Consider the following 16,667-nt stretch of genomic DNA (forward strand, 5'->3'; position numbering starts at 1 on the left):
ACAGGCGACACGCTTGGGGCAGACTGGGGGAGTGACTTCACGTACTCAGGGACCAGTCTTCAAGGGCGGCAATCTGCCGCCGGCCAGTGCCGGACTTGCCGAGCGCACCACTCATGATCCGGATGCCGGAGGGCACTTCGGTGTCTACGGCGGACGTCATGTGCCCGAGGCGCTCATGGCGGTTATCGAGGAAGTTACCGCCGAATACGAGAAGGCCCGCAGCGACGACGCTTTCCTGAACGAACTCGACCGACTGCAGCGCGATTACACCGGACGCCCGTCGCCGATTTTCGAAGCAACGCGTATGAGCGAATACGCGGGAGGCGCTCGCATCATCCTCAAGCGTGAAGATCTGAACCACACCGGTTCTCACAAGATCAACAACGTCCTCGGTCAGGTACTTCTGGCCAAGCGAATGGGCAAGACTCGTATCATCGCCGAGACCGGAGCGGGACAGCACGGCGTCGCCTCGGCCACCGCCTGCGCGTTGCTGGGCCTCGAGTGTGTCATCTACATGGGTGCGGTCGACACCGAGCGTCAGGCGTTGAACGTCGCCCGGATGCGCCTGCTGGGCGCCGAGGTCGTCTCGGTCGAAACCGGTTCGCGCACACTCAAGGATGCGATCAACGAAGCTCTCCGCGATTGGGTTTCCCACGCGGACGACACTTACTACTGCTTCGGTACCGCTGCCGGTCCGCATCCGTTCCCGACCCTCGTGCGTGATTTCCAGCGGGTCATCGGTCTCGAGGCCCGCGCTCAGGTTCAGGCCTTGACCGGTCGGCTTCCCGACGCCGTCACGGCTTGCGTCGGTGGCGGTTCCAACGCCATCGGTATTTTCCACCCGTTCATCGACGATCTGTCGGTGCGACTGGTCGGTTACGAGGCAGCGGGCGACGGCGTTGAAACCGGTAGGCATGCAGCAACATTCGCAGGCGGAACGCCTGGCGCATTCCAGGGTGCGTACTCGTACCTGCTGCAGGACGAAGACGGTCAGACCATCGAATCACATTCCATCTCCGCAGGTTTGGACTATCCGGGTGTCGGTCCGGAACATGCGTATCTCAACGACATCGGTCGGGCTACCTACGAGCCCGTCACCGACTCCGAGGCAATGGATGCGCTCCTTCTGCTCTCGCGGCGCGAAGGAATCATCCCGGCCATCGAATCCGCGCACGCGGTTGCCGGAGCGCTGCGCCTGGGCAAGGAGCTCGGCGAAGGCGCCATCATCGTCGTGAACCTGTCCGGTCGTGGCGACAAGGACATGGATACTGCCGCGAGCTGGTTCGGTCTGTTCGACAACGCAGACCAGCCCGCAGACCAGAACAACACGGAAGGCTCGGACAAGTGAGCGAACGACCATCACGCCTCGCATCCACGTTTGCGGCATGCAAGGCGGAAAACCGAGCTGCGCTCGTCGGATACCTGCCAGCAGGCTACCCAACGGTGTCCGAATCCATCGACGTCTTCAAGACGATGGTCGACGGTGGCTGCGACATCATCGAGGTCGGGGTCGCGTACTCCGACCCCGTGATGGACGGACCGACCATTCAGCGTGCCGCTGAAACTGCCCTCAGCAACGGCGTCCGCTTGCGCGACATCTTCACCGTCGTCGAGCAGATCAGCTCGGTCGGCGGCAAGGCCGTAGTCATGACGTACTGGAACCCGGTCATGCAGTACGGGATCGACAAGTTCTCCCGCGACCTCGCTGCCGCAGGCGGACTCGGACTGATCACCCCCAACCTCATTCCCGACGAGGCCGCCGACTGGATGGAAGCGTCCGAGAAGCACCACCTCGATCGGATCTTCCTCGTGGCACCCTCGTCCACCGAAGAGCGACTGGCTATGACGCTCGAGGCAAGTAGCGGGTTCGTATACGCGGCCTCCACGATGGGTGTCACCGGCGCGCGCGACGCAGTGTCGTCGATGGCACCTGAACTCACCGCACGGATCCGCGCGCATTCCGATATCCCGGTCGGTGTCGGGCTTGGCGTTCGCTCTGGCGCCCAGGCCGCAGAAATTGCCGGCTATGCCGACGCAGTGATCGTCGGGTCTGCGCTGGTCTCGGCTGTGGAAAACGGACTCGGAGCTGTCCGTGCCCTCACCGAAGAACTCGCTGAAGGTGTCCGCTCGGCTAACGTGGCGTCGTGACGTCAACTGTTGAACTACTGGCCTACATTCCCAGTCCTCCACAAGGTGTCTGGTACATCGGGCCCGTGGCACTGCGCGCCTACGCGCTCTGCATCATCGCCGGAATCATCGTCGCCATCGTCTGGGGCGACCGGCGGTGGGTCGCGCGAGGTGGCGAGAAGGGCACCGTTCTCGATATCGCAGTCTGGGCCGTGCCGTTCGGATTGATCGGTGGCCGGCTGTACCACGTGCTCACCGACTGGCCGCAGTATTTCGGTGAAGGCGGCACACCGATCGATGCACTCAAAGTGTGGAACGGTGGCCTCGGAATCTGGGGCGCAGTCTTCCTCGGCGGTGTCGGCGCCTGGATCGGGTGCCGCAGGCGCGGGATCCCGGTTGCGGCGCTGGGCGACGCCATCGCGCCTGGTGTGCTGCTTGCGCAGGCGATAGGCCGGTTCGGCAACTACTTCAACCAGGAGTTGTACGGGCGCGAAACGACAGTGCCATGGGGATTGGAAATCTTCCAGCGTGTGAACTCGTCAGGCCAGACCGATGCGTTGTCCGGTGTATCGACCGGCGTCGTAGAGAAGGTCGTGCACCCCACCTTCCTGTACGAGGCCGTGTGGAACGTCCTCATCGTCGTCCTGCTTGTCGTGGTCGATCGCCGATTCAAGATCGGCCATGGACGGCTGTTCGCCCTCTACGTGGCGGGTTACTGCGCCGGTCGGTTCTTCGTCGAACTCATGCGCGACGATCCGGCCTACGAACTTGCAGGCATTCGCGTCAACTCCTTCACCTCGGTGATCGTGTTCGTGGCGGCAGTTGCGTACTTCCTGCTGGCCAAGAAGGGTCGCGAAGATCCTTCCGAACTGAAGTCGAAGGACTACGTCGAGAACACGCCTGTCGAGAACACGCCTGTCGAGAACACAGCTTCGGAGGCCACCGACAGTGATACCGACTCGGATGACGGTATCGCGACGGCAAAGGTTGCCGATTCAACCAGCGTGGACGCAAAGCAGGATGTTGATCTGAAGAAGCCGGACAAGCCATGACTGGTCCGCATCGCACCCAGTTCGAGGTATAAAGATCACTTGCCTCAACGATTTGCCGGACCGTCGTCGACCCGAAGGAATACACGTTGCCTGACTTGAACAAGTATCCGGATCCCGCAGAGTCCGGGGACGCTTCGAGCTCTCAATCCGCGGTTCCCCCGCAGTTCGGTTCGCCCTTCGATTACGAGGCAACCGCTGATGCTTCCTTGAGCGAAACCTCAGCGCCGACGGAGAAGACTCCGTCAACCGAAACGACGGGCACCGGCCCCGGCTGGGACACATATGCGGGAATGGGCAACGGCCCAGGGTGGGGGAGCCATCCGATTTACCCGCCGCCGGCGGGGTCGGAGCCCACTACAGCTTTCTCGGCTGCTTCGGATCCGACGGCTGCGTATCCGATTTCGGAGCCCGCGCCGCCGAACTACACGCCGCCGAGCTACGAGCAGCAGCCTTATCAGCAACAGAGCTATCCGCCTCCGGCGGATGGTCCGGTGTACGGCGTCCCAGCCGACCAGAGCGCAAATCCGTATGCAGCGCCACCGGTTCAGGGTTACACCGCTCCGCCGCAGAACCCCGGTTACGGGCAGCAGCTGCCTTATGCGCAGCCCTATGGTTTTGTCGATCCGTCGGCGCCGTTCGGTCGTGATCCGATCACCGGGCAGCCGTTCTCCGACAAGTCGAAGGTGACCGCCGGCCTGCTCGGCATTCTGCTCGGCGGATTCGGCGCAGGCCGGTTCTATCTCAATCAGCCCGGTACTGCGATCGCACAGATTGCGGTGACATGGTTGACGTGTGGAATCGGTGGTATCTGGCCGTTGATCGACGGCATCATGATGCTGACAGGCAGTGTGAAGGACAAGTACGGGCGACCACTCCGCAGTTGATCCCCTCGCTCGTTTCACCGTGGCACCCCGATACAGGGGTGCCACGGTTTTTTCTATCGCAACCTGCACATACCGGTTGTAAACTGACCCTTGCCGGTTGCGGGTTCGTGTGGCGGCCCCGCATGGTGGAGGGCACGCATGCTGTTTTCTCAGATGCCTGGTCCACAGGGGCTGTACAACCCCGATCAGGAAGCAGATTCGTGTGGTGTCGCCGTTGTCGCTGACGTCTACGGCAGACGCTCTCATTCGATCGTGCAAGACGGCTTGTCCGCACTGCGCAAGCTGTCCCATCGCGGTGCCATCGGAGCTGATTCCACCACTGGTGACGGAGCGGGGATTCTCCTTCAGCTACCCGTCGAACTTCTGAGGGCTGTCACCGACTTCGTGTTACCGGATGTAAACGAGCGTGGTGAGAGTAGGTTTGCGGCCGGTATCTGCTTCCTTCCCCGGGCCGCGCGGCCCCGGCGACGTGCGTTCGAGCGTATCGAGGGGTGCGCGCGTTCGGCGGGATTGTCGGTACTCGGCTGGCGAGATGTTCCTGTCGATCCGGCAGTCCTGGGTGTATCGGCAACGGAATGTACGCCGTTCATCAGTCAGTGCTTTGTCGCGGACACACGTGGGGGCTCGGCGGGTATCGCTTTGGACCGCCGGGTCCTCGAGCTGCGTAAGCAGGCCGAACGGATCACCCCACATGTTGTGGACGAGGGTTCCGGCGTCTACTTTCCATCGTTGTCCGCGCGAACGATGGTGTACAAGGCGATGGTGACGCCGTGTCAGTTGCCGCTGTTCTACCCGGACCTGCAGGACGAGCGGATGCGTAGCGCACTGGCCGTCGTGCACAGCAGGTTCTCGACCAACACCTTTCCGTCGTGGACGTTGGCGCAACCGTTCAGATTTGTTGCACACAATGGCGAGTTCAATACCATTGTCGGAAACAGAAATTGGATGCGCGCGCGCGAGCCGCAGCTTCGGAGCGAGCTCTTCGGCGGCAATCTCGACGGGCTGATGCCGATCTGCACGTCCGGGGTGTCGGATTCTGCGTCGTTCGACGAGGTGCTCGAGCTGTTGTCCCTCGGCGGGCGCAGTGTGCCCCACGGTGTGGCGATGATGATTCCCGCTGCCTGGGAACAGGATTCGGCCATGTCGGCCGAGCTACGTGCGTTCTATCAATTTCATGCGTGCCTGATGGAGGCATGGGACGGACCTGCCTCGGTGACGTTCAGTGACGGTACCGTGGTGGGAGCCGTCCTCGACCGCAACGGGCTTCGGCCCGGGCGCTGGTGGCGCACCCGGGCGGGTCGAGTCGTATTGTCCAGCGAGAGTGGTGTGTTCGATGTGCCGTCGGCCGACGTGATAGCAAAGGGTCGACTCGAACCCGGTCGAATGTTCCTGTTGGACACGTCGCAACAGCGTATTGTTCCGGACGACGAGGTCAAGGCCGATTTGGCAGGTGCTGCGCCCTATCGGCGTTGGCTCGACGCGAACCTCACTCTGGTTGGCAACACACCTGATCCGCCCAAAACACGTAGGGACCCATCGGTGCTGATGCAGCATCAGCAGGTCTTCGGGTACACCGAGGAAGAGTTGAGTGTAGTTCTGACGCCGATGGCCGCCACCGGTCATGAGCCGGTGGGATCGATGGGAACCGATACGCCGCTGGCAGTGCTCTCCGCGCGTCCCAGGCTGCTGTACGACTACTTCGTTCAACTGTTCGCACAGGTCACCAATCCACCGTCGGATGCGATTCGAGAGGAAGTTGTCACCACGTTGTCGGTGGTTCTGGGCTCTGAACAGAATCTCCTCGACCCGAACGAATCATCGTGTAGGCGAACCCTGGTGCACAGGCCCGTGGTGTCCGGAGCGGAACTGGCGGAGATCGTCCGCATATCCGGCGCTGGTGTGACGACACTGCACGGTGTGTTCGACATTGCCGCCGGCACAGAAGGTCTGGAAGCGGCGCTCGGCGAGCTACGTGACGAAGCCAGTGCGGCAGTAGACGCCGGGCGCCACATCCTGGTCATATCCGATCGAACGTGGGACCTTGACCACGCGCCGATTCCGTCGTTGCTCGCAGTTGGCGCAGTTCATCACCATCTCGTTCGGAAGCGTCGGCGCAGTAAGGTCTCGTTGATCGTCGAGACCGGCGACGCTCGGGAGATTCACCATTGCGCATTGCTGCTCGGATACGGCGCTGCTGCTGTCCAACCGTATCTGGCCCTCGAGTCGGTTGCGGAATGTGGCCTGGACGGGGTGGATTCAGGTACTGCGGCGACGCGCTATCTGGATGCGGCCAATCAGGGTGTGCTCAAGGTGATGTCGAAGATGGGAATCTCGACTGTCCAATCCTATACCGGTGCACAGGTATTCGAGGCGTTCGGCCTGAGTGCGCGGCTTGTCGACGAGTACTTCTGCGGCACCACGAGCAAGCTCGGTGGCATAGGTATCGCGGAGCTTGCCGAGGATGTGGTGGTGCGCCACGCGGCCGCGCATGCACATCGACGTCAGCTCGACTTCGGCGGCGAATACCATTATCGCCGAGACGGTGAAATACACGTGTTCACACCGGAATCGGTGTTCTTCCTCCAGCACGCCACACGGTCGGGCCGCGCCGACGTGTTCCGCCGGTACAGCGACGAGGTCGATCGCAGCGGCGCGCAGGGCGGAACATTGCGAGGGCTCCTTGGCTTCCGAACCGGAGATCGGCCTGCACTCAGCATCGACGAGGTGGAACCTGCCGAGGCGATTCTGCGCCGATTCAACACCGGCGCCATGAGTTACGGCTCGTTGTCCGCGGAAGCCCACGAGACGATGGCGATAGCGATGAATTCGATGGGTGGACGATCCAATTCGGGGGAGGGTGGTGAGGATCCGGATCGCCTGTACGACTGTGCGCGTCGTAGCGCCGTGAAACAAGTTGCCAGCGGTAGGTTCGGCGTGACCAGCGATTATCTGGTCAGTGCAAGCGATATTCAGATCAAGATGGCGCAGGGAGCCAAGCCGGGCGAAGGTGGACAACTACCTGGCAGCAAGGTGTATCCGTGGATCGCCCGGACGCGGTATTCGACGCCGGGTGTCGGTCTCATCTCGCCGCCGCAGCATCACGACATCTACTCGATCGAGGATCTCGCACAACTGATCTACGATCTGCGCCAAGCCAACAACAAGGCCCGAATTCACGTCAAACTTGTCAGCGCTGTCGGCGTCGGAACCGTTGCAGCAGGCGTGGTCAAAGCGCATGCCGACGTGGTGCTGATCTCCGGCCACGACGGTGGTACCGGTGCGGCCGCGTTGACCTCGATCGAGCACGCCGGGACGCCGTGGGAGCTCGGGCTCGCGGAAACTCAGCAGACGTTGGTGCTCAATGGGTTACGGGAGAGAGTTGTCCTGCAATGCGACGGTGGTATGCGCACGGCCCGTGATGTTGTCGTGGCTGCGTTACTCGGCGCGCAGGAATACGGATTCTCGACAGCGCCGTTGATCGCCGCCGGTTGCGTCATGATGCGAGTGTGCCATCTCGACACCTGCCCGGTCGGGGTGGCGACGCAGAATCCGGAGCTACGGGCACGGTTCACCGGACGCCCCGAGTACGTCACAAGTTTCTTCCGGTTCATCGCCGACGGTGTGCGGGAGATTCTGGCCGACATCGGTTTTCACAGCCTCGACGAGGCAGTGGGGCGTGCTGACATGTTGGTGCCCTGCACCGAAAGTGGTAATCGGAAGAGTCGCCGCCTGGACTTGGCGCCGCTCCTGTCGGTTCCGGTCGTGACACGGCGCGGCGTCGCAGCTGCGACGCGGCCCGGCGTCGGTGATCTCAACAGGATGCTTGTCGAGCGCGCTGCCGACACACTCCACCATGCGACACTCGTTCGGATCGACTGCCACGTCCACACCGGGGACAGGGCAGTGGGTACAGCGCTCGGCGCCGAGGTGACCCGGAGATACGGGGCACCAGGGTTGCCGGACAACACCATTGTCGTGCGGCTGCACGGAACGGCCGGTCAGTCACTCGGTGCGTTCCTACCGAGGGGGATCACTCTCGACTTGACCGGCGACGCCAATGATTATGTGGGTAAGGGGCTTTCGGGAGGGCGGATAGCTCTCCGTCCCGACGCTGATGTCGGCTTTCGCCCCGAAGAACAGGTGATTGCCGGCAACACGCTCCTGTACGGGGCCACTGCAGGGGAACTGTTTGCGCGCGGCCGGGTGGGGGAGCGCTGTGCTGTGCGTAATTCCGGCGCCGACGCAATTGTCGAAGGGGCCGGTGATCACGCGTGTGAGTACATGACCGGCGGACGGGTAGTGATCCTCGGTGCAACCGGTCGAAATCTCGCAGCGGGGATGTCCGGCGGTCTCGCATTTGTTCTCGACGTGGATCCGAACAACGTGAACCTGACGTCGGTTACGTTGCAGGACCCGACGCCCGATGATCTCCTGTGGTTGAAGATGATGATTGCCGCCCACGTCGAATGGACGAGGTCCTGCGTCGGGGCTCGTCTGCTTGCGCACTGGTCGTGCGAGTCGGGGCGATTCACCAAGGTGATGCCGGTGGACTACGAGCGAGTAATCGAGGAACAAAAACTGGCAGGTGCAGCGGAGGCCGGCGACATTCTGACGGAGACGGCCAGTGCCTGATCCGCGAGGTTTTCTCGGCATCGCGCGCGCTTCGACGCCGATGCGCCCGGTGCCGGAGCGAACAGCTGACTGGAGTGAGGTCTATGCCGAGCTTCCCACCGATCAGCGCAAGCACGAGGTGTCCGAGCAAGCATCGCGCTGCATGGATTGCGGAATCCCGTACTGCCATTCGGGTCTGTCGGGGTGCCCACTGGGGAATCTGATCCCGGACTGGAACGACCTCGTGCGGCGCGACGACTGGTCCCTTGCTGCGGACCGATTGCACGAGACCAACAACTTTCCGGAGTTCACCGGACGGCTGTGTCCTGCGCCGTGTGAAACTGCCTGCGTACTTGCTCTTTCCAGTCACTTGACCAGTGGAAGCGTGGCAATCAAACGCATCGAAGCGGCGATTGCCGACACCGCGTGGGAAGAGGGTTTGGTGCACCCGCAGATCCCGTCCGTACGTTCCGATGCGCGGGTGGCGATCGTCGGATCAGGGCCAGCGGGTCTCGCTGCAGCGCAACAACTGACGCGTGTGGGTCACCGAGTCACGGTGTTCGAGCGGCATGACCGCGTCGGCGGGCTGCTGCGTTACGGCATCCCTGATTTCAAGATCTCGAAGCATCACATCGACCGCAGGCTTGAACAGATGCGCGCCGAGGGGACCGAGTTCGTGACGGATTGTGATGTGGGGACCGACCTCGCGGCGGGCGAGCTCCTCTCCAACTACGACGCCGTTGTTCTGGCAATCGGGGCCGGGAGAGCTCGCGACGTCGACGTTCCCGGTCGTGATCTGACAGGAATACATCCGGCAATGGACTACCTCGTGCCGGCCAACCGTGAATGTGCTGGTGACGGGCCGAGCAGGATCAGTGCAGCGGGCAAGAATGTCGTCATCATCGGCGGCGGTGATACCGGTGCCGACTGCCTCGGAACCGTTCACCGTCAGGGAGCTGCGTCGATTGTCGAATTGGATTACCACGAACAACCCCCACTCGAACGCGACGACGGCGCAGACCCGTGGCCACTCTGGCCGTTGTTACTGCGGAGCGCCCCCGCTGACGCCGAGGGGGGAGTGCGTGAGTTCGAGGTAGCCGCTCAGGAATTCACCGGTGAAAGTCACGTCCGGGCAGTGCGCGTCGCGCCCGTTCGTGTGTCTCGGGACGATAGTGGCCGACGGATTGCCGAACCGGTAGGGGCTGTATTCGACGTGCCGTGTGACCTTGTGTTCTTGGCCGTCGGGTTTACAGGCGTCGAGCGCACCGGCTTGCTGTGCGGCTTCGGCCTCGAGCCGAATTCACGAGGGGTGATCGCCTGCGGGCGCGACTGGCAGACTTCGTGCCCCGGCGTCTTCGTGTGCGGTGACGCACACCGGGGTGCGTCGTTGGTGGTGTGGGCCATTGCTGAAGGACGCTCGGTTGCGCGGGCGGTCGATCGGTATCTGACTGGGGTATCGCAGCTTCCGGCTCCCGTACATCCCGGTGCGTTGCCACTCGTAATCAGGAATCGAAACTGAATCGAGTAAGAACAAAAGATGCACGTCGGACGCGCCGGATAGAAGTGCGCACTGCGAGCGACTAGGCTCGAGCCGTGAACCGACGGACAAAAATTGTATGCACCCTGGGACCGGCAACAGCTACCGGTGACCGAATCCGTGAGCTCGTGGAGAGCGGCATGGACGTGGCCCGGCTCAACTTCAGCCATGGCGACCACGCCGATCACGAAGAGAACTACATCCGCGTCCGCGCAGCGTCAGACGCGACAGGCAAGGCCGTCGGCGTCCTCGCCGACCTGCAAGGCCCAAAAATCCGGCTCGGTCGATTCAAGGACGAGCGGACCGTCTGGGAAAGCGGTGAAGAGGTTCGTATCACCGTCGACGACGTCGAGGGCACTCACGACCGCGTCGGAACCACGTACAAGGAACTCGCACGCGACGCCAAGCCGGGCGATCGCCTGCTCGTCGACGATGGCAAGGTCGGTCTTGTCGTCACGGCGGTCGAAGGCAACGACGTCGTCTGCACGGTCACCGAGGGTGGACCGGTCAGCAACAACAAGGGCCTTTCGCTTCCCGGTATGAATGTCTCCGTTCCGGCACTGTCGGGCAAAGATATTGCCGATCTGGAATTTGCCCTGAAGTTGGGTGTCGACTTCATCGCTCTGTCGTTCGTTCGTTCGCCTGCGGACGTCGAACTGGTTCACGCCATCATGGACCGAGTCGGTCGCCGCGTTCCCGTTATCGCGAAGCTCGAAAAGCCGGAAGCTATCGACAATCTCGAAGCCATCGTGTTGGCATTCGACGCCGTCATGGTTGCCCGTGGCGACCTCGGCGTGGAGTTGCCTCTCGAGCAGGTTCCGCTCGTGCAGAAGCGTGCCATCCAGATCGCCCGCGAAAACGCCAAGCCCGTCATCGTGGCAACGCAGATGCTCGAGTCGATGATCGAGAACTCGCGCCCCACCCGCGCTGAGGCTTCCGACGTTGCCAACGCTGTCCTCGACGGCGCTGACGCGGTCATGCTTTCCGGCGAGACATCGGTTGGCAAGTACGTCATGGAGACCGTCCGCACGATGGCACGCATCGTCGAGGCAGTCGAAACCGAATCGACACGCGTTCCTCCGCTGACTCACGTGCCGCGCACCAAGCGAGGCGTGATCTCCTACGCTGCGCGCGATATCGGAGAGCGCCTCGACGCCAAGGCCCTGGTTGCCTTCACCCAGTCCGGCGACACCGTGCGTAGGTTGGCGCGTCTGCACACGCCGTTGCCGCTTCTGGCCTTCACCCCGTTGCCCGAGGTGCGGAGTCAGCTGTCACTCACCTGGGGAACCGAAACGTTCCTCGTCGACTCGGTGTCCACCACTGACGAAATGGTGCGTCAGGTGGACAGTGCACTGCTGTCGCTCGGGCGCTACGCGAAGGGCGATCTTGTTGTCATCGTCGCCGGTTCGCCTCCGGGAACCGTGGGCTCCACCAACCTGATTCACGTTCATCGCATCGGCGAAGAACTCCACTAGCGTGAGCGACGCGGACGCGTCGACAGACCTCGGCACACTTCTCGGTCTGCTCGATCTCGAAACCATCGGAGACGACGCGTTCCGCGGGCATCACCCGGCGCAGGTAAGTTCGCGGACGTTCGGCGGTCAATTGGTGTCTCAGGCACTGATGGCCGCCGGCCGTACCGTCGACGGTGATCGACCGATCCACGCGATCAACGGCCACTTCATTCGCGGCGGAGATGTCAAGGCGCCCATCGAATATCGCGTCGAGCGGTATCGCGACGGGCGCGCGTTCGCAAATCGTCAGGTCACCGCGTATCAAGGCGACAACGAGCTGTTCGTGATGCTGGCAGCGTTCCAGGATTCCGGTAAAGGGCTAGAGCATGCCGTCGAAATCCCCGACGTTCCGCTACCGGAGTCGTTGCCGCCCTTGGGTGATCGACTGTCTGGCTACGAGGCAACGCTTCCGCATTTTGTGGGCGCACTCAAGCCGATCGACATGCGGTACGCCAACGATCCGGCGTGGATTTTGAAAGGCGCGGGGGAGAAGCTCACCCATAATCGCGTGTGGATGCGACCGGACGGCGTGCTACCGGACGACTCACTGATTCACGCCGCCGTATTGGCGTACTCGTCGGACACCACCGTGCTGGATTCCATCCTGACCACCCATGGATTGTCGTGGGGGCACGATCGGATTGTTGCAGCGACGGTAAATCATTCGATCTGGTTTCACCGGCCGTTCCGCTTCGACGACTGGGTTCTGTACGCGACGGAGTCACCGGTTGCCGCGGGTTCACGAGGATTGGCGACCGGGCGATACTTCTCGATCGAGGGCATGCTGATGGCAACGGTGGTGCAGGAAGGCGTCATCAGGCACTTCCCGCGTAAGGGGGAATAGGACCCAGCCCCCGGAAGGGGGGACAGTCAGGCTGATTTGCGGTACTGCGATGCGAGTTCGTCGGCGCGATCCCAGGGCGACCAGTCGACTTCACGGCCGTCGAGTTGTGCCGCAACCACTTCCAGGCCGGCATGCCAGCCCGCTGCGTGTGCGTACGCGGAGTCCTCGTCCTCCATTGTGTGTGTGAGGGTCAACCAGCACCCTCCGGTGCCGTCGGGGTGCAATTCCCAGTGCAATGTGTCTGCGTCCCACAGGTACTCGAAGATGTGGTGCGGATGGACGCTGATGACAGTTCCGTGTGAGCTGTGATCAGCGGGCAAGCCGTATCGCTTGACCTGTTGCGGCGTCACTTTGAACAGTAGGTCTGCGCCGGGAGTCAGTGTGAAATCGACGTCGGCGGGAAACCACGTGTCGAGAAATTCGCGTTGAGTGATGACCTTCCATACTTTGTCCGGCGATTGTGGAACGGCGAGCCGGAAGTTCAGAGACACCCGACCGTCGTACGTCAGGTTGATTGTGCCGTTGTCCATCGGTGCCTCCAACGTTGGTGCCCGTGCGGTTGCCACTATCGTGCCATTTTTGAGGCGCGGACGGAATAACTGCAGGTCAGATCGTTGTAATGTGTTCATGTCGATGTTCACGTGGCGTGCGGTTTTTCTCGGTCGGTGAGGACGCCATAGCGGTAAAGGCAATTCTCTGGTTATCGTTCATTCCTTGTTTCCGGTGGTTCGTCATGTCCCCTGTACTGGTAATTCTCTGCTTAACCGTCCGGCATCAGCCGAAAGTACTAGGCATGGTGAACACTTGGTAATGTAATGGTAAGTTCGCGTCATGGTCGTAACGAAGGTGTCCCGGGCGGAGTGTGTTGACGACGCGGATCGCGCTGGTGTCGAAACTGTGCGCTTCTACGACAACCCCGAGGCGATTCGCGGGGACTGGGAGCGTTTGGCTGCCCGTGTCGGGACTCGAATGTCGTCGCGGTTCCTGTACGCAGTCGGCGCTCACGACACCGACGGCAAAGGCTCATTCCTCCTGGTCGCGGTGTACCGGGAAGCAGAGATGGTAGCGCTGGCGCCCTTTGCGGTTCGTCGCATGCTCACTGTCGAGGTGGTTCGCCTTCTCGGGCATGGGCGCGGTGTGGTCGGCGAGATCCTTGCCGCAGACGCCGATGCCGCTCGGGTTCTCTGGCGAGCGGTCGCTGCCCGTGGATTGGTGCTGCACGCCGATCTTGTTATCGGTTCGGACATCGCGGCCGGTGCTCTGTTGGACGATCCACGATGGAAGTGCGTTGTGCGAGTACGGGATACCAATCTCTCTGTGGATTTGCCGGAAGGTGCTGTCCCCGTGGATATTCGGAGCGCGCGTTCGTTGAAGCGGCTACGTTCCTATCGGGCGGCACTCACTCGATCCGGGTCTTCACTGGATTTCGAGCAGTTGACGACTCCGGCCGATGTGGACCGGCGATGGTCCGACATGTGCACGGTTGCTGCAATCGGAACGTCAGGGCGCGACCGCGTGAACTTCCTGGCGCCCCCGAACGAGGCGTTTGTGTACCGATTCCTCCGGAGAGAAGCAGAACTCGGACGCCTCGTCATCGTCGGGTTGGTCATCGACGGGGTGTGGTGTGCCCACGATGTTTCCGTTCGGACCGGTAGTCGGCTCGAAGGATGGGTCACGCATTACCGACCTGAATGTGCCCGGACTCAACCCGGACATCAAATGATGGAATGGCTTGTCGCGCACAGCAACGAACTTGCCGTCGACGAACTCGACATGGGAATCGGTCCCACTGACCTGAAATTGGTGTGGGCGAACAACCGCACACCGGTCGTGACCATCACCGGTGTGCGGTCGGGCAGAATCGGTTCGCGGGCAATCGTTCGCGCAATCGAGACCTGGGAATCGGGATCGTGGATCAGCCGCTCGAGAAATCTGCGGGACAAGGCTCGGTCGGCTTGGCGCCGCGTGCGCTGACCGCGGCGCTGTCGACGTTCGGCAGTTCGATCAGGCAGACGGCAACCACGTCCTCGTTGCCGTGACCAGGGCGGAAACTCCGATGGTCAGTGTCGGTTCGATCACGGGTGCGTAGTGCGGAGAGTGGTTCGACGGCACAGTCCGTAGGGCAGGGTCGGTCATGTCGCCAGTCGTGAACAGCGACGGGTCGGTACCGCCGAGCAGCCAGTACGACAGTTGTGCGCCCGAACTCGTCGCGAGGATGCCGACATCCTCGCTACCGGCGCCTGCCCCCGGATCGAGAATATTGTCCTCGCCCAACCATGAGGCAAACGCGTCGAGGGTTTTGCCCAGAGCAGCCGGATCATTCACGACGATGGGGAAGCGTTCGATCTCGGTGATAGTGGGATCTTCCGGCGCGCCGGCCGTTGCGGCTTCGCCTCGGACGATGCGGTCAACGCTGTTCAGAATGCGCTCCCGGACGGCTGAGTCGTAACTGCGGATGTTCAACTGGAGTTCGGCTTCACCGGGAATGACATTGGCTGCGTCGCCGGCGTGGATCGACCCGACTGTGAGCACTGCGATCGCCGTGCTCGGTACCTCGCGGGAGACAATTGTCTGCAGGCGCAGAACAGTTTCCGCTGCCATCACCACGGGGTCGACGGAGTTCTCCGGCATGGATCCGTGTGCGCCTTTGCCGACGAGTCGCACGCGCAGCGAGTCGGAACCTGCATACGACGGGCCTGCGTGGCCGGCGATCTTTCCGGCAGGCAACGGAGCTACGTGTTGCCCGAGAACAACGTCGGGCTTGGGGACTTTGTCGAACAATCCGTCGTCGACCATGGCTTGGGAACCGGCGCCAAGTTCTTCGGCGGGTTGGAAGACGAGTAGCAGGGTGCCAGACCAACTGGCTGTGTCCGTAGAGAGGATCTGGGCGGCGCCCAACAGACATGTCGTGTGGAGGTCGTGGCCGCATGCATGAGCCACCGGAACGGTTTTCCCGTTCTGATCGGTCGCGGTGACGGTGCTGGCGTAATCCAGTCCGGTATCTTCCTTGACCGGAAGTGCGTCCATGTCGGCACGCAGGAGTGCCGTTGGTCCTGGGCCGTTCTTCAGGACACCGACTACTCCTGTTTTTCCGATGCCCGTGGTGACGTCGAAACCGAGTGAGGTCAGGCGCGTGGCAACTATTTCGGCGGTGCGATGCTCTTGGAAGCCGAGTTCCGGGTGACTGTGGAGGTCCTTGTACAGGTTGGCCAGCGTCGGATCTACGGTGATGTTCTCGTGCGCAGCGTGTGGCATGAGAGTCCTCTCGATCGAGAAAAGCAGACTAATCGGACGATTTTCACGCTAACAGTGTTCAGGCACTCGGGCGCCGAACGTTACCCGAATGAGTTGATGGACTTCCGCACCGCAAAGTGGGGAGTGCCGGCTACTCAGGCCGGCGCGTAGAAGACATCGACAACAATTTGACCAGGCGATTCCATTCCGGTTGCCTGGAACTCGGGGCGCCCTGCGGCAGTGCCGACAAAAGACTGAACGATCTCACCGCTCACCAGTGCGGTCTCGACACTCGAAATGGTGCCGCCAGACGTTTCGATTGGTGGAAATTGTTGTAGCGCAGTAGCTCCCATGATATCGATCTGAAGGATCGATGAGCCGTTCACGTCGACGACATGATTGTCGCCGCCGCGAATCGCTTCGCTGACATACTCGACTTTCCATGTCACAGTGCCGGTTCCACTGAGGTGATACGTCACCCGCGAACGGTCGTCAAGGTACTCGATGGCAACGGCGGTGACCTCGGCGATGGGCAGCGTTGCGTTTGTTTCAGTTCCAGGAACGACGAGACTGGGTGGCACATTTGGTGGAGGGCTGCCGATTCTCATTGTTCCAGTCTGCGCAACTGAACCTTCGACGGTTGAATATGTCGGCCGCGAATGGGAGTCGGAACCTGGTTGCGGAGATTCGGATTGGCTTTGGCAACCAGTAAGTGTCGCGGCGGACAAGAGTGCTCCGCAGCACGCAACGAGATATCGGTGCCGCATGAGGGAAACTTATCGGCTCCGTGGATGACGCGTACGCGGATTGCGAATTTCGGTGGCGTTGGTGCCCGAGACGTTGGTGCCGGATGTTGGTAATGGA

12 protein-coding genes are annotated in these 16,667 nt (G+C 61.9%); 9 read left to right on the forward strand and 3 right to left on the reverse strand.

Annotated features, from left to right (window positions below; genetic code table 11):
* The first annotated feature begins 31 nt into the window (after positions 1 to 31).
* From trpB to R4P64_RS09370, 8 genes are all read left to right on the forward strand, one after another.
* Positions 32 to 1,348 (forward strand): tryptophan synthase subunit beta, encoded by a 1,317-nt coding sequence (trpB, locus tag R4P64_RS09335; protein WP_045070068.1) that lies wholly within the window; start codon positions 32 to 34, stop codon positions 1,346 to 1,348.
* Complete coding sequence (trpA, locus tag R4P64_RS09340) at positions 1,345 to 2,148, forward strand: tryptophan synthase subunit alpha (RefSeq protein WP_095886425.1); 804 nt, start codon at positions 1,345 to 1,347, stop codon at positions 2,146 to 2,148. Before trpB ends, trpA begins: the two co-directional genes overlap by 4 nt.
* A complete protein-coding gene (lgt, locus tag R4P64_RS09345; RefSeq protein WP_033230853.1) occupies positions 2,145 to 3,179 on the forward strand; it encodes a prolipoprotein diacylglyceryl transferase in 1,035 nt (344 codons plus the stop codon). The genes trpA and lgt overlap by 4 nt, the downstream gene beginning before the upstream one ends.
* An 86-nt stretch (positions 3,180 to 3,265) precedes the next feature.
* On the forward strand, positions 3,266 to 4,063 hold the full coding sequence (locus R4P64_RS09350; protein ID WP_411742654.1) for an NINE protein: 798 nt from the start codon (positions 3,266 to 3,268) through the stop codon (positions 4,061 to 4,063).
* A 138-nt stretch (positions 4,064 to 4,201) separates the two neighbouring features.
* Positions 4,202 to 8,695, forward strand: a complete 4,494-nt coding sequence (gene gltB, locus R4P64_RS09355; RefSeq protein ID WP_317820434.1) for a glutamate synthase large subunit — start codon at positions 4,202 to 4,204, stop codon at positions 8,693 to 8,695.
* Positions 8,688 to 10,193 carry a glutamate synthase subunit beta gene (locus R4P64_RS09360; protein WP_317820436.1) on the forward strand — a complete coding sequence of 502 codons (1,506 nt, stop codon included), beginning with the start codon at positions 8,688 to 8,690 and terminating at the stop codon, positions 10,191 to 10,193. The genes gltB and R4P64_RS09360 overlap by 8 nt, the downstream gene beginning before the upstream one ends.
* Before the next feature lie 74 nt (positions 10,194 to 10,267).
* Entirely contained in the window at positions 10,268 to 11,686 is a 1,419-nt protein-coding gene (gene pyk / locus R4P64_RS09365) for a pyruvate kinase (protein ID WP_033230849.1), read from the forward strand.
* A 1-nt stretch (position 11,687) separates the two neighbouring features.
* Positions 11,688 to 12,569 (forward strand): acyl-CoA thioesterase II, encoded by an 882-nt coding sequence (locus tag R4P64_RS09370; RefSeq protein WP_317820438.1) that lies wholly within the window; start codon positions 11,688 to 11,690, stop codon positions 12,567 to 12,569.
* Between the two features lie 26 nt (positions 12,570 to 12,595).
* Here R4P64_RS09370 and R4P64_RS09375 read toward each other — a convergent pair whose 3' ends face one another.
* A complete protein-coding gene (locus R4P64_RS09375; protein WP_033231403.1) occupies positions 12,596 to 13,099 on the reverse strand; it encodes an SRPBCC domain-containing protein in 504 nt (167 codons plus the stop codon).
* 301 nt (positions 13,100 to 13,400) lie between these two features.
* Between R4P64_RS09375 and R4P64_RS09380 the strand changes: the two genes are divergently transcribed.
* On the forward strand, positions 13,401 to 14,543 hold the full coding sequence (locus R4P64_RS09380; protein WP_317820440.1) for a GNAT family N-acetyltransferase: 1,143 nt from the start codon (positions 13,401 to 13,403) through the stop codon (positions 14,541 to 14,543).
* Between the two features lie 30 nt (positions 14,544 to 14,573).
* Here the strand turns inward: R4P64_RS09380 and R4P64_RS09385 are convergent, their stop codons facing one another.
* Both R4P64_RS09385 and R4P64_RS09390 read right to left on the reverse strand, forming a co-directional pair.
* Positions 14,574 to 15,824 carry an amidohydrolase gene (locus R4P64_RS09385; RefSeq protein ID WP_317820441.1) on the reverse strand — a complete coding sequence of 417 codons (1,251 nt, stop codon included), beginning with the start codon at positions 15,822 to 15,824 and terminating at the stop codon, positions 14,574 to 14,576.
* Positions 15,825 to 15,958: 134 nt separating this feature from the next.
* Complete coding sequence (locus R4P64_RS09390; RefSeq protein WP_317820442.1) at positions 15,959 to 16,411, reverse strand: hypothetical protein; 453 nt, start codon at positions 16,409 to 16,411, stop codon at positions 15,959 to 15,961.
* Between the last annotated feature and the right edge of the window lie 256 nt (positions 16,412 to 16,667).

This window comes from Rhodococcus sp. IEGM 1366, from assembly GCF_033142425.1.
In the GTDB taxonomy this organism is placed as follows: Bacteria; Actinomycetota; Actinomycetes; order Mycobacteriales; family Mycobacteriaceae; genus Rhodococcus_F; species Rhodococcus_F globerula.